We start from the raw sequence: 24,098 nt of genomic DNA, 5'->3' as shown, positions 1-24,098 counted from the left end.
AGCTCGACGTCGATCTATGGCAGCCTATGGGCTTGCTCTTCGAAAGGCGAGCAGTTCACAGCACCGTTGACGATCTCCCTGTCGCGGTTGCCTGAATATGTGGGCCAGGCGGCAATGCGGCTGGGCGAGTTTTACTCAGAACATCTTGCGCCACAGATTCGAGGCGCTTTCTACGAGCCGGAATCGAAGCATTCAATCAGCATCTCTGTCAGCACACGGACCTTCTTGGCCGGGTGATGTCCGGGAGGTCTGACGACGAAGATGCCGGCTGGAGGCGGCGCGTGGCGTGGCATCACCTCGACGAGCGCACCCGAGGAGATATGTTCGTCCGTAAGGCCGTTCGGGAGTCTTGCTATCCCGAGCCCTTCCAACGCGGCCGCAAGGAGCGCTACGCCGTTGTCGGCCTTGAAGCGTCCTTGTGGCCGAATGTTGAGAACTTGGTCTCCATCGGTGACCTGCCAGATTTCGGTTCCTTGCATTAGAGCCTGATGGTTGAGAAGCTCGTCCGGCGTCTCAGGGGAACCGTTCGCCGCGATGTAGTCCGGGCTGGCGACGAATTTTCCATACAGTGGTCCGACTCGTCTGGCGACGAGATTGGAATCCGGCAGGTAGCCGACCCGAATGGCGCAGTCGAAACCTTCCGTGATGAGATCGACGAAACGGTCGGTGTAGCACGAGTAGACGTGTAGTTGCGGGTGCCGACGCGCCATTTGAGACAGGACAGGGGCAAAGTGCGTCGGCCCGAAGGAAAGAGGCGCTGCAACTCGCAGGCGGCCGCAGAGCTCTCCGGCCGGAAGGATCGTCTCGCGCGCCGCATCGATCTCAGCCGAGATTCTCGCTGCGTAGTCTCGGAAAGTGGCGCCTTCTTCGGTAAGGGCGATTCCGCGCGTCGTCCGCGCCACAAGCTGCGCGCCAAGATCTGCCTCAAGCCGGGCGATGCGCCTGCTAACCATTGACTTGGAGATGCCGAGCCGTTGCGCCGCCGGTGTCACTCCGCCCGCATCGGCAACTTCCACGAATGTCCTGAGATCCTCGATTTCCACCCGGCGTTCCTCTTTCTGCAACACTCCTCACCTTATCCGAGGACTACCGTATCGCATGTGAGAATGACAGGGTTCTCGCGGATCGCTTTTTAAGCGTTCACATGTACCTCGACGAACCGCCAACCCAGGATAATCCATGACCTTTCGTAACGGCCTCAACTCACTCCTGCGTCCCGAAGATTCGGTGCTCGTTCTCATCGACCACCAGCCCTATCAGCTCGCAAACGTAAACAGCCATGAGCCTACAATGGTGGTCAACAACACCGTCGGTCTGGCGAAAGCGGCCAACGCCTTCGGCGTCCCGACGATCCTAACCACAGTGATCGCAGAGCGCGGCGGCAATCTGTTCCCCCAGATCGCGGACGTGTTTCCTGGCCAGGAGATAATCGACCGGACGCTCATCAACACCTGGCAGGATCAGAAGGTCGTCGACCTCGTGAAGGCAACCGGCCGCAAGCAACTCGTTATAGCGGGTCTCTGGACAGAGGTATGCGTCGCGATGCCGGCAATTCAGGCTGCGGGCGAAGGCTGGGACGTCACGGTGATTACCGACGCCTCGGGTGCAGTCTCGGTCGAGGCGCACCAGGTCGCGATTCAACGCATGATCGCAGCCGGCGTCAACATGATGACCTGGTTGGCGCTCGCGGCCGAATGGCAGCGCGACTGGGCTCGTGCAGAACAGGCGGCAAGGATCACAGACGTTATCGTGCAGCATGTTGGCGGTAGCGGGATTGCATATCTGTGGGAGCAGCAATTGCTTAACACCCCAGCGCCCAAAACCGGCACAGGAATGTAATCGGGTTACGCGTTGGCGAGCGAAAGCCGGGAGCGGCCTTCGCTCGCCAATCACGTCCTCGCTCGGGCCGGCGATCAAACAGCCGACCGCCCCTAGCTTTTCGCTGGCCTTGGCGCAACCGATCATGCGGACGTAGACCGGCGCGCGCGCAGACTGTAGCTTGTGAGCTTCCGTCTCCTGTGGACCCCAAGGCAAACGCATCGGATGAAAACGCCACCAGAAGGACGTAGTACATGAGCTGGAACCCCGGCATCGAACCCGGATGCCCTGATCAAGTGGGCGTGGACGCGATTGAAACGCTGATCATTCCCCGAGCCCGCGACCTAGGCGGCTTCGAAGTCCGTCGCGCTCTGCCCGCGCCGAAACGGCAGATGGTCGGGCCGTTCATTTTCTTCGATCAGGCCGGCCCCGCCGAACTCCTGACCGGGCAGGGCATCGACGTTCGTCCCCACCCTCACATCGGCCTCGGCACCGTCACCTACCTCTATCGCGGCGACTTTCACCATCGGGACAGCACCGGCGCCGACCAGATCATAAGACCGGGAGAGTTGAACTGGATGGTCGCAGGCAGGGGCGTATCTCACTCGGAACGCACGAGTGCCGCAGCGCGGACCGGCCCGAACAGCTTGTTCGGAATCCAGACATGGCTGGCTCTGCCCGAAAGCCATGAGGATGTGACCCCGTCATTCGAACATCACGCCAAGAACGCGCTGCCCATGATCGAGGATAATGGTATCTCGGCGCGACTTATCCTCGGTAGCGCTTACGGCGAGCAGGCGCCCGCCAGGATGCTTTCGCAAACCTTCTATGCGGACGTCGAACTGGCTCCGGCCGCGCGTCTGCCGATGCCGGACGAGCATGAAGACCGTGCGATCTACATTGTCGACGGTTCGATCTCTGTCGCCGGGCAAGAGTTCGCAGCGATGCAAATGATGGTGTTTCGTCCCAGAGACAGGATCACGGTGGCGGCGGGTGAAAAGGGCGCGAGGATCATGATCCTCGGCGGCGCCACCTTCTCAGGACCCAGATATATCTGGTGGAATTTCGTTGCCTCGTCGAAGGAACGTATCGAAGAAGCGAAGGCGGAGTGGCGAGCCGGAAAGTGGGGGGAGGGACGCTTCGACCTTCCGATCGGCGATCGTGGTGAGTTCATTCCTCTTCCGGACTGACCGCGAGTTCACCGACAGCGCGAAAAACTACCTGTCGTACAGCACGATGGTACCCGACGGCGGCTGAATTCCGGCACGAGGATCGAAGGAAAAGCCCATGCAACAAGGCAATGCCGGCAAAGATCCTGCCGAGATGCAGATCGCCGAGGTTATCCACCGCACTGACAAGATGTTGTCGAACGCAATCCTTGCAGCTCTGACGGAGGCAAGAAATCACGCTTGCGAAGCCATGACGGCAATCGGCCAGCAAGGCATGGCGCCGACGATTGAGTACTTCGCTGCTGTCGTTCATCAGCGCATGTACTGCCTGATGTGCGGTGCGGATCCCGACACTTTCGAAGGAGGTGATCCCGATATTGCATATCACGTCATCCGCAACAGCCAGAACATTGCCAGACACTACTGGTCAGCGAACATCGAAGTTTATCCGCCAAGGGAGGGTGACAGGGATTGATGACCGAATTCGCCGTTCCCAAGACCCGCCGGGGTTTCTTCGCTGCGGGAGGATCTTGGAATGTTCTCGTCATAGGGCTAGCGCTCGCTGCAAATCATCGTGCTCGAACGCTGCCATACGGTTGGTCATAGTAGCTGACCCGTCATCTTCTTCCTTACCACTTCATCTCACCCTTAGAGTTCGCATCCAGTTTGAGGGACGAAGTCGGCGAAATTGGTTTTAACCTCTTTGTCCTCTCCAAGGTGCGCAAGGGAGGCGAGCAGGTCGGCTGCGAGGGCAAGGTCGTGCGTTTCCAATCCTTCAGTGAATTCATTATAAACCGGTTGCAGCATTTTGCGCGCATCATGCGCCCGCAATCGTATTTGCCAGAGGCTTGCGAGATCGCAGGCTGATCGCAATCGCCACGACAACGCACCGATTTTCTCGGCCAACGCCATCGACTCGATGAGGAGTGCTTCCGCCTCATCGCGGCGGGCCTCGGCCGACAGAATGGACGCCTGGATGCGCAGCAACTCAGGAACGCACCACTGCTCGTTCTGCTCTTGCGCGCAATCGATCGCTTCCTGGATGGCAGTGGCGGCGTCGATTAGCCGACCGTACTTGGCTAGTGCGTCCGCAAAGCCTCCGAGATAGAAAGGGAACCGCGCTAGATGCCTGATAGCGCGGAACTCTTCAACAGCTTGTTCGAGCACGCCCAAAACTTCGCCCGCCATGTCCCCTTGAGCACACGCCACTGCTCCGCGACAGAAGGTGGCAACAGGCCGCCAGATGACGATACCATGCCGTACGATTTGATCGTCAAGCATCGCGGCAAAGCGGTCACATTCTTGATAACGCCTGCTCATCAGAAAGGTTAGGCTGGCCCAGGCGAGCGCATTACTGAGCGAAAGCTCATGCCCGGTCTTTCGCGCGAGCGCGATTGTGACCTCTGTGGTGCGCGCGGCCGTGTCGGGCAAACCCGTCAGCCACTGTATGTGCGACAGGATAATCCCCACATCGACATTTCCATCGTACAGGAAACGCGCGAACCGCGGGTCGTTGGAGTCTTTCAAGTAGTTCCCATAAAAACGTTCAATACGTTGCCGGGCGCCTTCCAGCCGGCCGATGAGTAGATCGGCTACGGCCAAATGCGTTTCTCCCGCCGGCAACGCGGAAGGGTCCGCCGCGGTGGCGATTGAAATGAAGGTCTCAAGCGTCCCGATCCCGGCATTGTGCTCGCCGCTGAAGAGCTGGTATGTACCGATCATCCGCAGGCAACGGAGCTGATGGTCGATGTCGCCGATCCGAACGGCAATTTCCAATGCCCGTCGCATCGCATCCATGGCCACGGGTATGGCGCCGCGGGTGAACATCGTCGTGCCTGCGAACGACACCTGAAGCTGCATCTCTGCCGCCGTCCCGACAAGCCCCGCTGCATCGAGTTCCTCGAGCGCCCGCGAGACGCGAACGCGGCATTCTTCGGTAAAAGAGAAGTGGTTCCAGAGCAGGCTTCCCGCGAGCGCGAGCCGGGCGTACAGCGATTTGTCCGCGGCGACCCCTCCGGCCCAGTCCAGCGCCGAGCGCAGGTCGTCGAGGACGCCTCCGTAGGCACCAGCCCAGTCCGGGGCCGGCCTTTGCGCCCACTCGCTCGCTGCGCGCTCCAGAACCGTGCAAATATGCTCCGCATGCCGACGGCGGACGACCTCCTCCTCGCCGCTCAGTTGCAACCGCTCGCGACAATATCCGCGCGTCGTCTCCAGGAGGCGGTAGACAAGCTTGTCGGCAGCGACGTCAACCGAAAGCAGGGATTTTGCAACCAGATTGGCGACGTCGTCGATCACCTGCACCCGGTCGAGATCGTCGCCGGCGACGGCGCAGGCCGAATCGAGATCGAACGAACCGGCAAAGACCGACAGCCGGCGCATGACCGCACATTCGCTCTCCGAGAGAGTATCGTAGCTCCAGTCGATCATCGCCGTCAGCGTGCGATGGCGCTTGGGGCCGGCGCGATGCCCACTCAGCGAGCGAAATCGACCGTCCAGATGCGCGAGCAACCCGTCCGTGCCGAAGGAATCGACGCGTGTCGCCGCAAGTTCGATCGCCAGCGCAAGGCCGTCGAGCCGCCGGCAAATTTCCGTAATCGTCAGCACGTTGGCGTCGCTTAGCTCGAAGGACTCCAGCCTGTCGGTCGCGCGATCTACAAAGAGTTGGATGGCGGGATAGTCGAGCGCTTCGGCAGCTTTCAAGTCGGACGACGCAGGTGGCGTGTCCAATCCCGATAGCCTGCGGACGCGTTCGCCTCTCACACCGAGCGGCTCTCGGCTGGTGGCGAGAATCCTGATGCCTGGCGCTTCCGCCAGGATCCGATCCACACAGAAGGCGGCCGCTTCAATGATGTGCTCGCAATTGTCGAACACGAGGAGCATTTCGCAATCGCGGAGATAGCTGCCCAAGGCAGCGAGCATATTCGAAGAGTGCGTTGCCAGACCGATTGCAGCCGCAACGGCATAGGGCACGAGCGACGAATCCTTTAACCGCGCCAGATCGATCAGCCAGACACCGTCTCTGAACACGCCGATCGTCTGCTCGGCGACGGCCAGCGCGACCGTCGTCTTTCCGATGCCGCCGGCACCCACAACCGACACCAAACGGGATGAATTCAACTCGCGTCGAATGGTTTCAATCGCCTCGGCCCTTCCGAAGACCCTCGTCGTCGCGATCGGTAGATTGTGACTGCGCTTTCTCGCCGCCGCTGCGGGTGGCGCGAAGCCGAACATTCTGACGACCTCGACTGGCGCAATGAACCGATAGCCCCGCCCGGTAACCGTCGCTATGTATTGCGTCGTTCCAGCGCCATCGCCGAGGGCTCGCCGCAAGGCAGCCATGTTGACCTTGAGGTTTCCGTCATCGACAACGACGTCCGGCCAAACGCGTGTGATCAATTCGCGCTTGTTGACCAATTCCCCCGGGCGCTCGACCAGTGTCGTCAGGATGTCCAGTGCGCGGCCACCTATGCGAATAGGGGCATCGCCTTGCAAGAGCAACTGGCGCTCGGGAATGAGCACGAAGGGCCCGAAGGAGAAGGACCGGGAAATCTGCTCGGCAAGGTCGCTCGTCACAATCTTTTCCCTCAAGATTCCTTCTTACCGAACTGAACTTGATAGCAGTCTGCCGACCAGCCACCGAAGCGAAAGGCGCAGCGTCCAACTACGGGGCTGCTTATGAGCCTATCTGCGCGCCTAATGGAATGTTGGCACAAAACAGCAAAAACCCGCGAGCCGCTTAAACGGGTCGCGGCGCGGCACTCAGATGAATCTTATCGAACGCGAAACCCGGCGCACTTGGACAATCATAATATATGCGAATAACCAATCTATAATACTCGTTCTCGGCCAGTATTGCGAGCACCCCAGGCAATCCTGCGCCGGTTCGAGCAGAACTGATGCAGTCGGCGGCGAAGGGCCAAGGCTTTCGGCCGGAACATCAGGCGAGATATCGGCCGCGCCGGCGCCATTGGAACGGGATTAGCTGGCGAGAAGGTCTCGTCGCGGAAGCTCATTACCAAATTTTACCATGATTAACGGGCGGCACGCGGGATTCGATGTAAACTCGCTGCGTGAGTAAAGATCCAGTTGCCCGACGCATGGATCGTCTTTGGTCGCGGATGGCCGCTTGCAACGTGCGGCAGCCCCAAAGCGGCTGAGCATTTGAAGAAGTTCATTAAAGGAATTCAGCACCTCAGGGCGCGGCTATGGGTCTAACGGCACCAGGCGGCGATGGTGAGGTTGCGGTCGCATGAGGCGCGGACCGGCAAGGGATTGCCGAGCATGCGGCGCCCAGCATGCTGCAATGATGGCGAAGCGCGGAGGCGCGCCAGGCCACGGAATCAGTTAGCGGCCAGGCAGTGATGCTGTCGCATCCGTGCAAGGTCACCACTTCATTGAGACGGCGGACGCCGCGCTGAAGCGGAATCCTCGACTGAATCATTTTCAAGGGGAAAGCCATGACAAAACACGTCTTGTTCATCGTCACCAACGCGGCCGTGATCGGCCCGCACAATCGCAAGACCGGCTTCTTTTTCGCCGAGGTCGCTCATCCTTTCGATGTCCTCGACACGGCCGGTGTCGCGGTGGAGTTCGCATCACCTGCCGGCGGATGGACGCCGTACGACGCCTACGACGAGAAGGACCCTGCCCAGAAAGGATTCCTCGGGAGCGAGGCCTTTCGTCGCCTCAATCACAGCCGCAAGTTAGCCGAGGTGGACGCCGCGGATTACGACGCCATCCTGATCCCCGGCGGCCTCGGGCCGATGGTCGACATCCAGCGCAATGCGGACGTCCAGAGGGCCGTCGTGCGGGCTTGGAGCACGGGCAAGCTCGTGAGCGCCGTTTGTCACGGCCCGTGCTCATTGCTCGGCGTGGACCTCGGTGGCGGCACGCCGTTCGTGCGCGGCAAGAAGCTCACCTCCTTCTCGAAGAAAGAGGAATATGACTACGCCCGAGATGACGTGCCTTACGAACTCGAGGACGCATTGAGGGCGGAAGGCGCCGAATACTCGTCTGCGTCCAACTGGGAACCGCATGTTGTCGTCGATGGCCGCCTCATCACCGGCCAGAATCCTGCCTCGGCGGGACCGCTGGCAAAAGAGTTGCTCACTGCTCTGAGAGAGCAGGCATGAGTTTGTGAACCGGCCGGCACGTCGTCGCGGTTCGCCGGTCGCAGACCGCAGCCGACACTTGCCCAACTCACGTCGAAGATGGGCCAAGTCCAAGATTGGAATGAACCATGTCCGCTCACGTGAAGATTGTGGGTATCCTGACCGGGCACCCCGGCAAGGCATCCGAACTCCGAACGCTCCTGTCCGCAATGCGGGTGCGCAGCCGGGCCGAGCCTGGAAATCTGCGGTGGGATATCTGGCGAGACAAGGCCAATCATGACCGCTTCGTGCTCGACGAGCTTTATGCCGATGACGCGGCTGTCGCCGCCCATCGCGACACTCCGCACTTCAAGGACTATGCCGCCAGGATCGGCGATCTCGCCGATCGGACACCGATCACTCTCGACCCGGTCGAGGTCGATTAACCCTGGAGAGAACTCCGATGAAAAGCGCGATAACAGGATTGCTCGCTGTCATGATCACAACCGCTTCCGCCGTCGTCGGCCACGCGGCCGACAAGCCCGTGTCCATCGTGCTGGTGCACGGCGCTTTCGTCGATGCTTCGGGCTGGCAGGCCGTCCACAGCATCCTCTCCGCCGACGGCTACGAGGTTCTGGCCGTCCAGAATCCAACCGTTACCCTGCAGGGTGACGTAGATGCCACCAGGCACGTCATTGGCAGGGCCAGCAAACCGGTCGTTCTGGTTGGGCATTCTTATGGTGGAGCAGTAATTTCCGAGGCCGGCAGCCTGCCCAAGGTTAAGAGCCTGGTTTACTTGGCGGCATTTGCGCCTGAAGCAGGTGAGTCGGTCCACGACATCGCCACGGTGCCGACGCCCGGCGAGGACAAGGCGCCGCTGCTTCCGCCTAGCGACGGTTTCCTCTTGGTGGACTCGGCCAAGTTCCCGACGTCCTTCGCAGCGGACGTCGACCCCGCCAAGACCAGGTTCATGGCCGAGTCTCAGGTTCCCTGGGGGCTGGGCGCCGTAGAGGCCAAAGTCACGGCGCCGGCGTGGAAGGACAAGCCCACCTACTTCATGGTGACGAAGAACGACCACATGATTCCGCCCAGCCAGCAGCGTTCCATGGCAGCGCGTGCCGGCGCCAAGGTCATTGAAATCGACTCCAGCCACGCCGTGATGCTCTCGCATCCGCAGGACGTCGCAGACTTTATCGCCAGCGCGGCTGCGCCGGCAAACTAAGACAATGCGCGCATGCCGTCTTAACGGCCCTGGGTGCCAGAAGGATTGAGCAGAATATCGCGGTTGCAGAGGTAGCCGTCGATGAAGCCAGGTTATCGAGGAAAGGAGAAACGCATGAGAGCCGCGCGCATACTCCAATATCACAAGCCGCTCGTCCTGGAAGACATAGCGGTTCCCGATATCGAGCCGGACGAAGTTCTGGTCAAGGTTGCGGCATGCGGGATGTGCCGCTCCGACGTTCTTCTGGTCGACGGATTTTTCCAGAACTACGGCGATATTCCCCCGCCGGTCATTCCGGGCCATGAGATCACCGGTACGATAGAGAAGATAGGCGGCGTCGTTTCAAAATCTGCGGGGCTCGAAGAAGGTGATCATGTCGTGGTCGCTCCCGGATGGGGCGATGGCGTATGTCGCCACTGCCAGGTCGGCAACACGCATATCTGCGCTAACGTGCGTTGGCCCGGCTTCGGCTCCTATGGTGGCTTTGCGGAATATATTCCCGTTCCGGCCCGCTACGTGATCAAGGTCGCGGAGCATTTGAAATTTGAAGAGCTTGCTCCACTCACGGATGCCGGATTGACGCCCTATCGCGGCATCAAGAAGATCCGCGATGCCGGTGGCCTGGGACCTGATCGGGTGATCGGCGTGTTCGGCATCGGCGGCCTCGGTGCCTATGCGGTCCAATATGCCAAGCTGCTTGGCGCCGGTGCGACTGTGGTTGCATTCGCCCGCAATCCGGACAAGCTGGCCATCGCAAAGAGCTATGGAGCCGACCACATCATCGATATCAAGGGCAGGTCCACTGGCGATATCGGCGAGGAGCTCAAGAAGGCCACCGGGCAGGACAAGCTCGATGCGATCATCGATTGCGCCGGCGCCCGGGAGATGATGCAACTGGGTTTCGCCTTGTTGGCGATCAGTGGCCACTATGCCGATGTCGGCTTCATCGCCGATCGCATCGACATTCCGTTGTTCCCACGAGTCTCCGGCGAGCAGACATTTCATGGGTCTTTCTGGGGCAATAACGCCGACCTCGCCGAGGTGATGGCGCTCGCCGCCGCAGGCAAAATCCAACACACTATCAAGACTATCGGTTTCGATGAGATCAACGAATATCTCGATCTCCAGCGAGACAACAAGGTCGTCGGGCGGGCGGTCGTGAAGTTCTGATGCCGTTGAGGCCGCATGACGGCATCGCAGCCGCGCTGGAACCTCTGAATTGGCGACGCGGATCCAGGCCTGGCAATCATCAACCCACCCTCGAGCGGTGCAGAGGAGTCTGAACATGCTCCAAAAAGCGTTTGAACCTCAATGTAGGACGGTCAGCTCCTATTGCACGGACAAGGCGCAGCATCGGCGCCGGGGTCTGACCTTGTTTGCGCTGGCCCTTGGAAGCTTTTGTATTGGAACGTCCGAATTCGCCAGCATGGGGGTTCTGCAACTCTTTGCCGAAAGCCTCGATATCAGCATACCGGTGGCCACGAACGCGATCACCGCCTATGCTTTTGGCGTCGTAATCGGGGCTCCGCTCGTCACCCTGGCGGCTGCCCGCTTCAACCGGAAAACTCTGCTCCTGGCGTTGCTCTGCCTTTTCATCGTCGGCAATGTGCTCTCGGCAATCGCAGTCAATCTTGGCATGTTCGCGTTCGCCCGCTTCGTCAGCGGGATGCCCCAAGGCGCCTATTTCGGGGCGGGCGCCGTGGTCGCCTCCTACATTGTGGGACCTGGACATGGGGGCAAGGCTTTTGCGCTCGTCATGACCGGGCTTACGGTTGCAACCATCATCGGTTCGCCAGTCGCTACCTTCCTCGGGCAGAATCTCGGTTGGCGGAACACCTATTTTGCCATTTCCGGGGTAGGTTTGCTGGCGTTGCTGGCGCTCTCGGTATGGGTACCGCGGGCCGACGCATTGAATGGCGGATCGATCGCGCAGGAGCTGAGCTCGCTTCGCCGCGCATCTGTCTGGAATATGATGCTCGTCGCGGCGCTGGGAGTCGCCAGCATCTTTGCTGTCTACACCTTCATCGGACCATTCGTGACTGATATTTCAATGATTGACCGGGCCTGGATTCCATTAGCCCTCGCTCTCTTCGGCATCGGTATGACGCTAGGCAATCTCATTGGTGGAAGTCTTGCAGACAACCATCCCTCGAGGGGCCTCATCATCGGCTTCGGCAGCGCGCTGGTTATGCTCGCAATTCTCGCATCCTTCGGTGGAAATGTTGTGCTGCTCATGATCGGGCTCTTCGGTGTCGGCACGACGATGATGATTGCCATCCCCACAATCCAAGTGAGGTTAGCAAGCTTCGCCCCGGAAGCCCCGACATTGATGGGCGCGATGAACCTCGCGGCACTCAATGTGGCCAACGCCATCGGCGCCTGGGCCGGCGGGGCGGCAATCGCGGCGGGATTTGGCCTGCTTTCTGCAGTCTGGGCTGGCTTCGCCCTCACGTTTCTTGGCCTGATCGTGTTCGCCGTCACGCAGCCACGTGCGCCCCAACTCGCCGGAGCGTGATCAGCTCCGCGCCGACGCACCGGCCTTGGCATCAGCAGATGCCATTTCAGAGAGCAAATGCAGAGTGCGGGAGCGCAGTTGTTCAATCTGCTCCGTTGGCAGTACCGGTTGTGAGCAGTAACATCGCGGGATCCGGACGCATCGGCTGTGACGCGCCCGGCCCGTCGCAACTTACGACAGCTTTCTGATCGTGCTGTAGATGATGTTGCGGTTGCTACCGAACCAGACTGTCTTATCGACCGTGTTTTCCGCCGCGCTAGCATTGGCAATACGCCACATGTCGGCTTCGGAACGCTGGAGGAGCTCCCAGTTCATATAGGATTCCATGTACCCGTCATCCGCCATTTCATCGGAGAAGTTGGCAAATAGAAAGACGCCACCAGGCTTCAGCATTTCCATGCAGATCTGCGTGAGTCGGATTGCAACTTTATCGGTGAGATAATCGTACAATCCTGCTGCGTAGATCAGATCGAAGCTGCCGATCTGATGCTTTCGCGCCAGCAGGCCGCGCACGGAGCCGTCGATCGGCTCGACCGCAGTTCCGTGAAACTGGCTTGAGATCGAGCCAATACTTTGGGGATCCTGATCAAGAGCAACCCAGCGTTTAAGGCGGCCTTCTGCGAGTGCTGTTGATGTCTCCGCTTCGCGAAGATGACCGGCGGCGATGGCCAGGACCTCGGTGTCCGAACCTGTTCGCGCAGCGGTCTCATCAACGTAGCGGGTCAGGATGTCGCGGCGTTCCCTTACGGCTACCGGGCCGGGAGCGTTTATCGTGTATTCGAAGATATCGAGACCGAGAGGAGTGGATCTGGCCACTTCGTCGGCCGCCGCCGGATGCCCATAAATAAAGTCGATGAGACCGGCATCACCGGAATAGCCGCGCGGTTTTTCGAAGGACCAGCGGGTGAACGGGCACTGCTGCAGAATCTTTGCCGAGGGATGGGCCTGAATAATCGGAATGAGCTTCTGCCAGGTAGCAGCGCCGAATTTTTGGCGGACGTCGTGGAGCTGACCAATCAACCACCTGACTGCGCCAGGCAGGTCTTTGCCTCCGGCGAACCGCTGCATTGCGATGTTGATGACGATCGCAAATTCGGCTTCCGCAGTTCGCAGGATGTCTGTTTGGTGATTCTGGTCAGGTGAGAGGAAATTGTTGCTGACGGACTGCGGAGTGATCAAGCTTTGGCCATCAAGAGAAAAGAGGGGCTGAGCCACGGAACCTCACTGGTGAATAAGAATTTAATCGATTGCATAAAATTCTCAGTATTCTCGCAAAGGTCAAGTCAAGGTTGGCGGCCGCGGTCGCCAGTACACCTATTAATTTTAGAAAATATTAGTGAACCCGAGAGATACTCCGCCCGCTTAGCGGTCGTTCGAGCGTTATCGGTTGATGTGGTGTCTGCGTAGGGCTATCCAGCTTCAGCTAGCGGTCTGCGTAGGGCAACGGCTGCAGGATGTTGGGTGGCAGGGGCATGATGCACGTGTTAGCCGAGACGGCAGTCGCCACCATGCGGCCGACTCTGTCGCCAGAACAGCTGCGTTGCCTTTATGAGAAGAAGAGCGAGAGCAGCCGAAAGACCGCCACCCGCAACGGTCTCTGGATAGCGGTAGCTGCCTACCTTGCATACTCTGTCACTGACTATCTTTTTATTGGCGATGTCGTCCGGTACACGATCGCTGGCCGGCTGGCGGTTGGCGTCAGTGCGCTATGCATGCTGGAACTCCTGCTATACCGCAAGGCAAAAGCCGATACCGTCGACATGGCCGCGGCGGCGTCCGTGCTGGCAGCTTATCTTGTCTGGCTTCTCACCGCCCAGATGACCACGGTCAGGGACGCGTTCTCATACTATATGGTTTTTGGCGCGATCTTCATGATGAGCGTCAACTTGTTCTTCAGTTTCCGCTTTCCGCTGGCTCTTGCGTCATCCGTGACGAATATGCTCATCTTCATCGGCGCGCTTTATCTATTCGCGCCTATGTTGCTTCTCCACAAGCTGATCCTCGGTGCGTTCTGCATCTCTTGCCTCATTTTTACTTCTTACGTGAACCTTCAGCTCAACAGAGAGCGCTATAAAGTCTTTCTGAACGCTCTTGAAGCGAGTTTGCAGCAAGCTGCCGCCGACGAAAGGGGCAAGGCTCTTTTGCATCTCTCAAACACCGACTCGTTGACCGGCCTGGAAAATCGCCGGGCAATCGATCAACGTCTGCGTGATTGTTGGCAACGCTGGCAGAACGATAGGTCGCCCTTTGCCGTCCTGTTGATCGATGTAGATTACTTCAAGCACTATAACGACTATTATGGCCATCAGGAGGGTGACCGGTGCCTTGTCGCCGTTTCCCAGCTTCTCCAAAGCGTCGCCTCGTCCTGCGGCTCGATCATCGGGCGATACGGGGGTGAAGAATTCATCGTCATCACACCAATGCAGAATGCGGAAAGAGCGACCGAACTCGCAGATGCAATGTGTGCGGCTGTCCGAGCACTGGCTTGGCCACACGAGCACAGGCGGGACGGGACCACTGTCATCACCGTAAGTGTCGGCGTATCCTATACACGGGATGAGACCAGGCAGGTCGACAAGGTCATTCATGAAGCTGACCGCGCGCTTTATGCTGCCAAGGCAAGTGGTCGCAACACCCTCGTGGTCTTCGATCCTGAGGACCCGCAGAGCAGAGATGACAGCGAGGATATAGCCGCGACCCTGAAAATCGCGCTCGAACACGGCCTCGTCTCCCTCGTCTATCAGCCGATCCGCAACATCCAGACAGGCAAGACGGACGGCGTTGAAGCTTTGATGCGTTTGAGGATGTTGGACGGGACGCCCGTGTCGCCTGCTATATTTATCCCAGTTGCGGAAAGGACAGGTTCTATCATCCAACTTGGCCGATGGGCAATTCGCACTGTTTGCCGGGACTTGTTGGCAACCGACCTGGTGCAAGTTGCCAGCGTCAACGTTTCGCCGATTGAACTTAAGAAGCCAGGTTTCGCCAGCTATGTCGCAGCAACACTAGCGGAATTCGACGTGGCGGGCGCTCGGCTTGCTTTCGAAATTACCGAGGGCGTGGAGCTGGAAATCGACCAGGATGTGGTTCGTTGCATCAGCGACTTGAGAAAGCTGGGCGCTCAAGTCTGGCTCGACGATTTTGGCACAGGGTTCGCCGGGCTCTCATGGCTTCGCCTGATAGAATTCGACACGGTCAAAATCGATCGATCCTTCCTCCATGACTGCAACACGGAGAGAGGGAAGAGGATGCTGCTCGACATCATCAGCCTGCTGCGCAACCGCGGTGTGAGGATCCTCGTTGAAGGCGTCGAGACCATTGAACATCAGCGGCTGATGCAGCAGTACGGAATCAGCCAGATTCAGGGATATTACATTGGACGGCCGGCGCCGGCAGCTCAGCTTGAAACTGATAACGTGCTGCCGTTCAGCATGGCCAGGAAGCTTTGATACTAAACGCCTGTTTCGGAGATGGACATAGGTTCAACCTTTGACTGAGGCCGGATTCCCTATGAAGGTCTCTTTTCTGCTTCCATCAACCGCAGAGACCTCTTGCTTGATGACATACATGCATTGCTTGCACGGTTTCAGCTGCCACCCTGGAAAAATGGCACACCGAACTGTGAATGGCACCTGCCGTCGCTATATGATACCCGATAGGAAATCACCCAGGAGCCCCCCGTGGAACGCAAGCTGTCTGCGATCATGGCCGGCGATATCGTCGGGTACAGCCGTCATATGGCGGAGGATGAGGCGGGGACCTACAGCGAACTCCGCTCCGTTCTGGATGAGTTGATCGCACCGACCATTCTGAAGCACCGTGGCCGCACCTTCAAGAGCGCCGGAGACGGATTTCTCGCGGCCTTTCCCAGTGTCAACGAAGCGCTTGACGCTGCCATTGAGATCCAGCGCGGCTTTGCCGATCGAACCTTCAACCTTCGCATAGGCATCAATCTCGGTGACGTCATCGAAGACAATGGCGACGTATTCGGCGACGGCGTAAATGTCGCGTCACGTCTTGAGTCCATGGCGGAGCCCGGCAGCATCTTCGTGAGTGCGGCCGTAGTGCGAAGCGCCGAAAGGGAGAGGGCGAAGCTCTTCTATCGGATTGGTCGGCGCCAGGCCAAGAACATTCCCGAACCCTTGGATGTTTATGCCGTGCGACTGACGGCCGGTCCCGCGCTTTGGCAGCGGCTTTCCCGCCCTCGCCAGATGCTTCGTCGTGCGGCACCTTATGCCGCTGCCATTGCCGTTATCGGCGGCGCCGCGGCCTTGGCAGACGTTCCCCCGTTCAGGGGGATTTCCCGGGAGATTTCGAATGGCGTCGCCTTGTTGTCGGGTATAGCGAGCGTCGATGTCCGTCCTTCGGTCGCCGTGCTGCCCTTCGACAACATGAGCGACAAAGCCGACGAAGGCTACTTCGCCGATGGGCTTACCGAAGATATTATCACGGAGCTTGCACGCAATCCCGAGCTTCAGGTCATCGCCCGGAATTCGACATTTGCCTTGCGTGGTCGCCCGGCCGATGTGCGCGAGATCGGCGAAAGATTGGGCGCCGGATACATAGTCGAAGGCAGCGCGCGGCGAGCGGGTGACAAGCTTCGCGTGGTGGCCCAGCTCATCGATTCCCGTAGCGGCGCTCATATCTGGTCGCGCAGCTATGACCGGGGTGTCGATGACGTCTTCGCGGTGCAGACGGAGCTGACGTCGGAGATCGTAGCCCATCTCGTCTCTTATGTTCGAGTTTCCGAGATTGAAAATGCAGCGCGGCGGCCGACGGAAAATCTGCAGGCCTACGACCTCGTGCTCCGCGGTCGTGATCGGTACAGGCACGGATCGAAAGACAAGGACGCCTTTCTGGCATCGCGGACACTTTTCCAGCGCGCCCTGGAGCTGGACCCGAGCTATGCCGCCGCGCGGGCGCATCTCGGCATGACCTATATTCTGGACAAGGTGCAATCCGTGAGCGGGCTTGCCACCGATGCCGATCTCGAAACGGGATTGAGCGAGGCGCGTCAGGCGATCCGGCTCGACCCAAATCTTGCCAGCGGCTATCAGGCCTTGAGTTTCGGCCTTGCCGCCAAGGGAGACTACCCCGGCGCCAGGCAGGCGGCGCAGCAGGCCGTCGAACTCAACCCGAACGATCCCGATAGCCTCATGGCCCTCGCCAAGGCACAGGTGCGGTTCGGTGAATACGCGAACGCCGTTGCCAATGCAGAACGGGCCCGGCGCCTGCATCCTATGGCGCCGGAGTATTATATCTATGTCCATGGACAAGCATTATACGCGGCTGGCCGGCTGGATGACGCGGACAAGGTGCTGGACGAATGCCTGATCCGTGCGCCGCAGGCAGAAGATTGCTTGCTGATCAAGACAGCCGTGCTCACGGGCCAGGGGAAGCTGGCGGATGCGCAGGATATGATGGCGCGCCTGGTGAAAGCCAGTCCCGATCTCTCCTTGGCTAAGGAGAGGGAATATCGCCGCTTTGGCGATTCCGATCTGATGGAAAGATTTCTGGCGGACCTCGCCAGGGCGAGGGCTCCTGAAACCGCCACTGCGCTGAAATCAATGCAACCCGCTTGAACCGTCAAGATCCACGTTGCTTTCCGATCGCACTCGCAGAGCATCGCGCTTTGGGGCGCCCGGAACAGGCGACCGTAATCGCGCGTGGCTTTGGCTCCTATTGCCGTCGGTCAGGAAGGGCTTCAGGCCGTCCCAGTATTTGACGATGTAGGCCAAAGCCTCGCCGAGTGGCGACTTCGTCGGGACACGGGCATGATGATGGACGAGCCATGCCTGCATGTCTTCGATCAGCGGCGCTGACCGCTCTTGTCGCCTGGGGAGGCGAGGCGCCAGGTCAAGGCCGCGCAATTCGGCTTCGATGCGATACAGTTCACCAATCCGTTTGACGCCATCCTCGGCAATCGGCGCTGATGCATTGCGGGTGATTGGCAACGGCGCCACTTGGGCAGTTCCACAATTCAGCTTATGCGACACTAAAAGCACATAAGGTGAATATGACCAACCTAAACGCGATTTCACAACTTAACAGGTGAAGGGGAGAAATCCCCCTCCCCTACTCGCATTAGTGGGGGCTAGAGCGGGTTTACCCGCGACCCGCTAGGACCCATTTCGGTCTTTCGACCGGCGCGGCGCGCTTCAATGAACCCTACCCCCACAACACGCATGAACTGATTTGCGTGTTATTGAAAGTGACATTTTTGCCACTTTTCCGTTTATTCAGGACTTTCTACCGCACCACGGCACGAAAGCCCTTGACCCGCCATTACCGCGATTATGTTTGGGCCGCTCTTTGCAGGTTGGACCGTCGCGCACCTTATCAGGTGACCTCTTTACATCGGGCTCCTTCACCTGCCTTGCGGCCTTGTTTACCGGGCTCGCCAGCGAGCCGTAATCGCTAACCCGGACCTGATTAGGCCGGGCTGGCGTGTCTTTTATCGCTTGCTTCGCTCGCTCATGCGCGGCCTGATGCTCGCCTATGGCTCGCTCTCGGCGCGCTTTGCGCAGAGCCTCGTTCAAGGCATTGGCTTTCGCCACGTCCCTTGCGTAGTCTGCGCGCCGGTCATTGATCGGCGGTCCCCGCCGCTCGACCGGCTCCGTCAGTCCGGCCAGACTTCGGGCCACTCTTGGCCCTCTATCCACTCTTGCGCCGATAGGATCGTGCGCCGTGGCTCGTCCAGGGCGTTCGCCTTGGACGAGATTGTCTGTCCTATTCCGCTTGGAACCACGTCTCGCCATGCTCGCTTCCTTCCTTCTTCGTTAGGGCCGTACCACAGGTAACCGGCCTCGGTTTTAACCCTTGGCGCTTCGGCCATCGGGTCCCATTCAATGTCAAATTCGGAATATCCAAGCGGCGGATGCATCGGCCAGCGCCCCGGCTTCGGCTGTAGCGCAGGCGCGAATTCGGCATCGCGGTCCCATTCGTCCCGCGTCATCCGGTCTTCATACTCCTCAAGCCAGTCGCTATGCGGGTAATGCACCCCGCGCGCGAAGGAGGGCGGGCCTTGATAGGCCCTCAGCGGATACCCGTGCCAAAGGCGTATGAAGTTTTCGCAGAAGAGATCGGCCGACTTACCGGCCAGACGGAACCGTAACGGCGTCCCGTTCTTCTGCGTCGCTTCGTTAGGGAACTGGTAGAACCTGTCTTGCGGGCTAATGCCCTCCTGCACGAAGCGTAACGCTCGCAGCTCGAAGTATTCCGCGCCTAGCGGCGGCTTCTTCGACATAGCGAGCTTTGACTGTGATGCAGCGTCATCAACATCTTTGTAGATGTACTTGCACACATAGCGGATTGATCCCCGCATAGTCCCCTTTTGGACCGGCTCCCAGTGGCTAAAGCCATGGGGCCAACAGGGATCATGAAACCGCTTGTTCCACTGCATCGGACGTTCGACCGGCTGGTCGAGAGGCTTCCAATCGCTCCACGAATTGTTGCCATAGTCCATTTGCGCAGTGGGAACCTTCTTCTTCCAGAAGATTATGCCGTGCCAGTGCGCCCTACCCTTCTTCGACCCCATCTCACCGGTTACGAAGTACCGGCAGGGATAGCCCGCCTTCCGCAGTCGCTTGAAGTATTTTTGCACGTCAGAGTAAGACAGGATCGCCGCCCGCGCGTGGCTCTCGTTCCCCTCGGCATCGCGCCCGTAGGTCAATGTAATTGAGGTAGCTGCGACACTGGTCTTACTTTCAGCAATGCACCGTCCCACCCAGTCTAGCACCCGGTGGTCCTTACATTGCTCGCATTTTCGACACGCGACCAAAGACCCATCGCTTAGCATGTTCGGTGCGTTGCACATTCCATTTCGCTCCTGTTTTGGCCGGTGTCAGTAAATGCACTCTTCGACAAGGGAGACCGGGTGCGCGCGCCTACGTACACATGAGGCTGTGACGTAGGCGCGCTTATGCGAGCGCCGAAATTGCTTCCGGCGTTCGCTTTTGCTTTGAGGCGGGAGTGGGGCTTTGGGATCGTGGCACCGTCGCCGGTTAAGCACCGGCACCACTCCCCCGCCCCGTTGCGGGTGCGCAGGGCCGCGCTAGGCCCTGCTTTGGTTCGCTAGCGCTCCACGTCCCGGAGGAACGTGCTCGGGTCCATCTGCTTCCATCCAGCAAGCTCCCAATGGGCCGGATCGTGGAAGCGGCTCCAATCGCCGCCCCACACGACCTTAAGGCCCATCGAGATCGCCACTTGCTTGCCGATATGGCCCATGACATCCCACGCATGCGGAATCTTATCCATCCACGCATACTGGCAGTGGATGATATCCACCGCCGCGAACCGATGCGGCCACAGCCCATCGTCAGGACTGTCATTCGACACGCCCCGCACGTAGGCGGACGCCTGATCTTCCCGCGTCCTGACAATGCAGTGAGGAAACACCGGGATTTGCAGCATCGCGCACCGCTTCACCATTTTGTCGGTGAATTCGAGGAGGCGCGGGTGCGCCCCCTCCCGGTTTGCTCGCTGCTGCTGCTCCTGATAACGCGGCGTCTTGAGAAACGCCGGGTTTTGCATGGCAGCAATCGCCCTGGGGAACTTCGTCGCCGGATCAATCCGGCTCAGATCAGGTTCCGGCATCGGGTTCCCCGCCAGTTCCTCCTGCAGGCGCTGTTGCAGTCGTCGTATCGCCTGCAGGTGCGCTGGCGGACACGACCGGCTCAGTGCTTGTCGTTCCGCCACTTGCAGGAGCTGTAACCGCAGACTGCGCATATTTCGCCTCCATTGCCGCCGCATACCGGGCGAAATCTTCCTGCATCTGCGCCTGCAACTGCATCTGGTTGTAACGAGCGGCGCGCTCGATTTCGAGAATGCGCGGGTCGCGCTCCTCGCGCTCCCAAAGCCGCGCATAGTTCGTCAGGTCGGCGGCTGCGGTCTCGACCACGATGCTATCCACCGTCTCTAGCCAGATTTCGACCGCTCCCATGAAGTCGAGCGCGAACGTGCCGAGGTAGTAAAATTCCACCTCGTCAAAGCCTGCCTTGACCACCGTCAGCAGCCGCGTGTTCGTCACATCGCTGACCTCACCTGTTACAGGATCGAACACGCAATCACTGACCTTTAGGACTACGTCCTGTTCAGTGATAATGCGGAACTTGACAAGCCGCGACTGTTCGGCGTTGTCTACCGGCTGCTGAAAGACAGTCGTGCTGGCTTCAGCTATACGCTGATAGGCCTGAAGCATATTAAGTCTCTGCATTTGCTTTCTCCGTAGGAGTTAAAATGAAAACCTTGAAACTCCTGTTCAAGATTTGGTTGTGGTGGTGGGTGATATGCGCCGTAGGCTATGTAGCCGCCGGCGCATTCGGCGCTTTCGACGGCCTCACACCCCCTTCGTGATGCGCCCCTGATCGACCTGGGCGATCACTTCGGCATAGGCGTTATCGTTTTCGAGCAAGCGAGTGCCGAACTGCGTGTTGCCTTCGATGATCGCAGTCCCGTGAATCTGGACTTCGCCAACATCCTGATTGGTCACGACAAACGGCAGCTGGTTGAACACCTCCGAAATCATGAAATCGGAGTTGTAGGCCGGGTCCGTGACTTCCACCGTCCAGAAGTGCTGACGCTCTTCATTGAACGTGTTCGACGGCGCCGACTTGAACCACTTGCCGCCAATGCGCGTGTTGGACTGCTGCCACTGCCAGTTCAGCGGACGATAGCCGAACAGGCCGTTCGGATCGCTGTGGCTCGTATCGATCTCGCCCTTCGACATGCGCTCGACCTTCTGCGGATCGAGATCGTCTTTCATCGCGTTCGGCAGCTTGGCCGGGTCCGTGATGAACAACAGCGGATCGCGGCCACGCTCGAAAAGCTGTTCCGGCAGAATTTCAGCGACGACCATGACAATGCCGCCTGTCGGCGTACGCGGAAGCACCATGTCCAGATCGCACATGGCCGCGCCGTTCACCACGGCGTCAGTCAGGTTCGCGCCGTCCGTCGCCCACCGCTTTTCGATCCCGAAAATCTCGGTCTTGTCGGCGATGAGGATAGGCTGTTTCCACATCTGCTCAGGCACGGAAACGCCCTGCATCAGCAGGTCGATAATCCAGCTATCCGGCAGACCTTCGAACTGCGCTTTCAGGTCCGCATACCACTGCGTACGCTTCGCAAGCTCGATGTTCGCAAGCGAAATCTTGACGCCGCTGGCTTGCAGATCGGCGTAGATGTCGGGGAAGACTTGGCCGGCAATGCCCTTCGACTTGACCTTAACGTTTCCGCTGTTGGCGTTATAGTTGTTGACGTTGTCCGTCACGCCTGTCGCATGCCGCATAGACGACACAGCGCCCGCCGCTCCCGCCACGGTCGGATCAAAGCCGACGCCGTAGACCGGCACCTTCGCGCTCGTAAAGCTCAGGTCAACAGAGCCTTCCATGGCCACGTCATCCCAATCGGGAACGACATACTTGAACTGCTCATGCTGCCAGAAGGCAGGCGCTAGCGTGGTCGCCGTCATCAGGCGCTTCTTGGCCTGATAGAGCGTTTCCGAGCGGTTACGCGCGCGGAAATTCCAAATCAGGTTATAGGCCTCGATATAGGCCGTATTGATCGTGTCGGCGGCGGCGGCATGGAAGCCGAGATATTTGTGGATCGGGATAGACCCGACCGCCCCGGCTACCATCGTGTTGAAGAACGGCGTCACCGTCGCGCCGTCCGCGATGTTCTGTTTCATGTACGAACGGTTGAATTCGTCCATGCCGCCATTGAAGCGCTCAAAGGCGAGGAACGGCACGAAATAGGCCATGAACCGGCATTTGACGCCGTTCTTGATGATTTCCGCCGTTTCCATGAGATCAACTTTGCAGTGGATCATGGAATTGCGAAGCGTGTCCTCGCGGAGCAGCGGAAATGCCGTCACCGGCACCATCTTGCCCGCAGGCATCGAGGTGGCGACGATCTGGTTTATCTGCCGGACGGAACGCGCAATCGGGATTGGCGTCGTGTTCGTCCTGGCGATGCTGCGAATGTCATTTGCAGAAAGCTGCTGCATTACTTCTTTCCTTTGATCGTGCGCCATACCTTGACGGCGGCTTGTTTGATGTTTTCACGACGCCGCGCACACGCGGCGCATTTGACGGAGGGTTTGCCTGTCACCAGCCACCCCCCCCAACGTTTCGGGGGCGCACCAGCGGATCCCAGCCGCGAAAGCGTTGCGCCGCCGTCGTCGGCACCTTGGGCGCGGTCCGCTCCCACCACTTGCCGACTTTGTCGTAGAACCCGAGCACGTACGGATCGGTGTACCGCTTCACATGCCGCTCAGCGCGCGCCATATTCCAGCCGAGGTCTGCAACCAGCTTGATCGGCGCGCCTATGATCTGCCCGACATGCTCGCCGTAGACATCCTCGAACGTCTGTCCATCCGGCACCAACGGGTGGTGTTGCCACCACGACCCCGGCTTCTCGCCGAACAGCTTGGTTTGCTTGGCAGGCTGCAGGTCATAGCCGCGCGGATTTGCCATGGTCGCGGGCGATGCCGCTACCTTGCCGGTTGACGGGCCGACAGCCGGCATTAGCTGCCGCCCCATCTTCGTTCCGGCATAGGTACTTCCGGGGTACAACGTCCCCGGTTGCCTGTCGCCTCGGCGCAACTGGTAATCAACCAACGCCGTATCCATTTGCCGCCTACCGGCTGCAACTGGATCAATCTTGCTCGACAAGGCTTGACCGAGAATACCGCCAACGGACTGCAAGGCACCCGGCAACGCTGACGTTGTCGGGACCGTTGTCGTAGAGTTAGACGTAGACGTTGACGTGCTAAAGCCCGCCGCCCCGCCATTGCGGAGCGCCGTCAGCGGGTTGAAACCCGCCGCCCGCGCACTGTCGACCATCTTCTGATAGTCGACGCTGCTAACGTTCGTCGTCGTCGTCTGCGTCTTCTCTTTCTTCGGCTTCTTGGAGCCAAACAGGCCCCCAAGAAGCGTTGCGCCAGCACCGATAAGCTCGCCGATCATACGGCGGTCCTATCGTGCAGGCCGAGTTCCCCGATAAGTCGGGCCTCGGCTTTGTTCACCGCCTTACGCCGGTCGATGAACTCCCAGCAGATATTGAAAACAACAACCCCCCCTGCCCCAAGGGCAGCGGCGAGTTGCTCAATCTGATCGGCGGGTGCGCCCTTGCTCGCGAGATATCCGACGAGAGCGGATAACAACGCGCGGGCGAGGGGAGTAACGACCAGCAAGACAAGCTTGCGGTCGATCATGCTCTTGATGTTCATTAGAACCCCCTAACATTCGTTTCTCGCGTTAGGGTTTGTTCCACAATTCAGCTTATGC

General features: G+C 59.4%; 19 protein-coding genes and 1 pseudogene. 10 read left to right on the top strand and 10 right to left on the bottom strand.

What is annotated here, in order from left to right; translation table 11 throughout:
* Positions 1-170: 170 nt before the first annotated feature.
* Entirely contained in the window at positions 171-1,043 is an 873-nt protein-coding gene (locus FFR93_RS29575) for a LysR family transcriptional regulator (protein WP_138395926.1), read from the bottom strand.
* Between the two features lie 136 nt (positions 1,044-1,179).
* Here FFR93_RS29575 and FFR93_RS29570 point away from each other — a divergent pair, with 136 nt between their 5' ends.
* The 3 genes from FFR93_RS29570 to FFR93_RS29560 all read left to right on the top strand — a co-directional run bounded on the left by FFR93_RS29570 (position 1,180) and on the right by FFR93_RS29560 (position 3,462).
* Positions 1,180-1,839, top strand: a complete 660-nt coding sequence (locus FFR93_RS29570; RefSeq protein WP_138395779.1) for a hydrolase — start codon at positions 1,180-1,182, stop codon at positions 1,837-1,839.
* Positions 1,840-2,072: 233 nt separating this feature from the next.
* Complete coding sequence (locus FFR93_RS29565; protein ID WP_138395778.1) at positions 2,073-3,008, top strand: pirin family protein; 936 nt, start codon at positions 2,073-2,075, stop codon at positions 3,006-3,008.
* Positions 3,009-3,105: 97 nt separating this feature from the next.
* Positions 3,106-3,462 carry a hypothetical protein gene (locus FFR93_RS29560; protein WP_138395777.1) on the top strand — a complete coding sequence of 119 codons (357 nt, stop codon included), beginning with the start codon at positions 3,106-3,108 and terminating at the stop codon, positions 3,460-3,462.
* Between the two features lie 173 nt (positions 3,463-3,635).
* Here the strand turns inward: FFR93_RS29560 and FFR93_RS29555 are convergent, their stop codons facing one another.
* Positions 3,636-6,575, bottom strand: coding sequence for a winged helix-turn-helix domain-containing protein (locus FFR93_RS29555; protein ID WP_246661374.1), 2,940 nt, complete (start codon positions 6,573-6,575; stop codon positions 3,636-3,638).
* 869 nt (positions 6,576-7,444) lie between these two features.
* On the opposite strand from FFR93_RS29555, the gene FFR93_RS29550 reads away from it, so the two are divergent.
* The 5 genes from FFR93_RS29550 (at position 7,445) to FFR93_RS29530 (ending at position 11,814) form a co-directional block, all read left to right on the top strand.
* On the top strand, positions 7,445-8,119 hold the full coding sequence (locus FFR93_RS29550) for a type 1 glutamine amidotransferase domain-containing protein (protein ID WP_138395776.1): 675 nt from the start codon (positions 7,445-7,447) through the stop codon (positions 8,117-8,119).
* Between the two features lie 107 nt (positions 8,120-8,226).
* Entirely contained in the window at positions 8,227-8,523 is a 297-nt protein-coding gene (locus tag FFR93_RS29545) for a putative quinol monooxygenase (protein ID WP_138395775.1), read from the top strand.
* 17 nt (positions 8,524-8,540) lie between these two features.
* The gene (locus tag FFR93_RS29540; protein WP_138395774.1) at positions 8,541-9,299 is read left to right on the top strand and encodes an alpha/beta hydrolase; all 759 of its coding nucleotides are present in this window, start codon (positions 8,541-8,543) and stop codon (positions 9,297-9,299) included.
* A 114-nt stretch (positions 9,300-9,413) separates the two neighbouring features.
* On the top strand, positions 9,414-10,469 hold the full coding sequence (locus tag FFR93_RS29535) for an NAD(P)-dependent alcohol dehydrogenase (protein ID WP_138395773.1): 1,056 nt from the start codon (positions 9,414-9,416) through the stop codon (positions 10,467-10,469).
* Positions 10,470-10,584: 115 nt separating this feature from the next.
* Positions 10,585-11,814 carry an MFS transporter gene (locus tag FFR93_RS29530; RefSeq protein ID WP_138395772.1) on the top strand — a complete coding sequence of 410 codons (1,230 nt, stop codon included), beginning with the start codon at positions 10,585-10,587 and terminating at the stop codon, positions 11,812-11,814.
* A 171-nt stretch (positions 11,815-11,985) separates the two neighbouring features.
* On the opposite strand, the gene FFR93_RS29525 is transcribed toward FFR93_RS29530, so the two are convergent.
* Entirely contained in the window at positions 11,986-13,029 is a 1,044-nt protein-coding gene (locus tag FFR93_RS29525; RefSeq protein WP_138395771.1) for a class I SAM-dependent methyltransferase, read from the bottom strand.
* 242 nt (positions 13,030-13,271) lie between these two features.
* Here FFR93_RS29525 and FFR93_RS29520 point away from each other — a divergent pair, with 242 nt between their 5' ends.
* Both FFR93_RS29520 and FFR93_RS29515 read left to right on the top strand, forming a co-directional pair.
* Complete coding sequence (locus FFR93_RS29520; protein WP_348640336.1) at positions 13,272-15,263, top strand: EAL domain-containing protein; 1,992 nt, start codon at positions 13,272-13,274, stop codon at positions 15,261-15,263.
* Positions 15,264-15,494: 231 nt separating this feature from the next.
* The gene (locus FFR93_RS29515) at positions 15,495-17,396 is read left to right on the top strand and encodes an adenylate/guanylate cyclase domain-containing protein (RefSeq protein WP_138395770.1); all 1,902 of its coding nucleotides are present in this window, start codon (positions 15,495-15,497) and stop codon (positions 17,394-17,396) included.
* Positions 17,397-17,498: 102 nt separating this feature from the next.
* Here FFR93_RS29515 and FFR93_RS29510 read toward each other — a convergent pair.
* The 7 genes and pseudogenes from FFR93_RS29510 to FFR93_RS29480 form a co-directional block, all read right to left on the bottom strand.
* Positions 17,499-17,768, bottom strand: a pseudogene (locus FFR93_RS29510) (transposase); the annotation flags it as partial.
* Between the two features lie 665 nt (positions 17,769-18,433).
* Positions 18,434-19,630, bottom strand: coding sequence for a hypothetical protein (locus FFR93_RS29505; RefSeq protein ID WP_138395769.1), 1,197 nt, complete (start codon positions 19,628-19,630; stop codon positions 18,434-18,436).
* A 257-nt stretch (positions 19,631-19,887) separates the two neighbouring features.
* On the bottom strand, positions 19,888-20,409 hold the full coding sequence (locus tag FFR93_RS29500) for a M15 family metallopeptidase (protein ID WP_138395768.1): 522 nt from the start codon (positions 20,407-20,409) through the stop codon (positions 19,888-19,890).
* Positions 20,396-21,028 carry a hypothetical protein gene (locus FFR93_RS29495; RefSeq protein WP_138395767.1) on the bottom strand — a complete coding sequence of 211 codons (633 nt, stop codon included), beginning with the start codon at positions 21,026-21,028 and terminating at the stop codon, positions 20,396-20,398. Before FFR93_RS29495 ends, FFR93_RS29500 begins: the two co-directional genes overlap by 14 nt.
* A 123-nt stretch (positions 21,029-21,151) precedes the next feature.
* Positions 21,152-22,816, bottom strand: coding sequence for a hypothetical protein (locus FFR93_RS29490; protein ID WP_138395766.1), 1,665 nt, complete (start codon positions 22,814-22,816; stop codon positions 21,152-21,154).
* A gap of 100 nt (positions 22,817-22,916) precedes the next feature.
* The gene (locus FFR93_RS29485) at positions 22,917-23,777 is read right to left on the bottom strand and encodes a hypothetical protein (RefSeq protein ID WP_138395765.1); all 861 of its coding nucleotides are present in this window, start codon (positions 23,775-23,777) and stop codon (positions 22,917-22,919) included.
* Positions 23,774-24,040, bottom strand: coding sequence for a hypothetical protein (locus FFR93_RS29480; RefSeq protein ID WP_138395764.1), 267 nt, complete (start codon positions 24,038-24,040; stop codon positions 23,774-23,776). Before FFR93_RS29480 ends, FFR93_RS29485 begins: the two co-directional genes overlap by 4 nt.
* Positions 24,041-24,098 lie beyond the last annotated feature (58 nt).

The organism is Rhizobium sp. MHM7A (assembly GCF_005862215.1).
Taxonomy (GTDB): domain Bacteria; phylum Pseudomonadota; class Alphaproteobacteria; order Rhizobiales; family Rhizobiaceae; genus Rhizobium; species Rhizobium bangladeshense.
The sequence above is the reverse complement of the archived record's forward strand: the minus strand, read 5'-3'. Positions and strand labels throughout refer to the sequence as shown.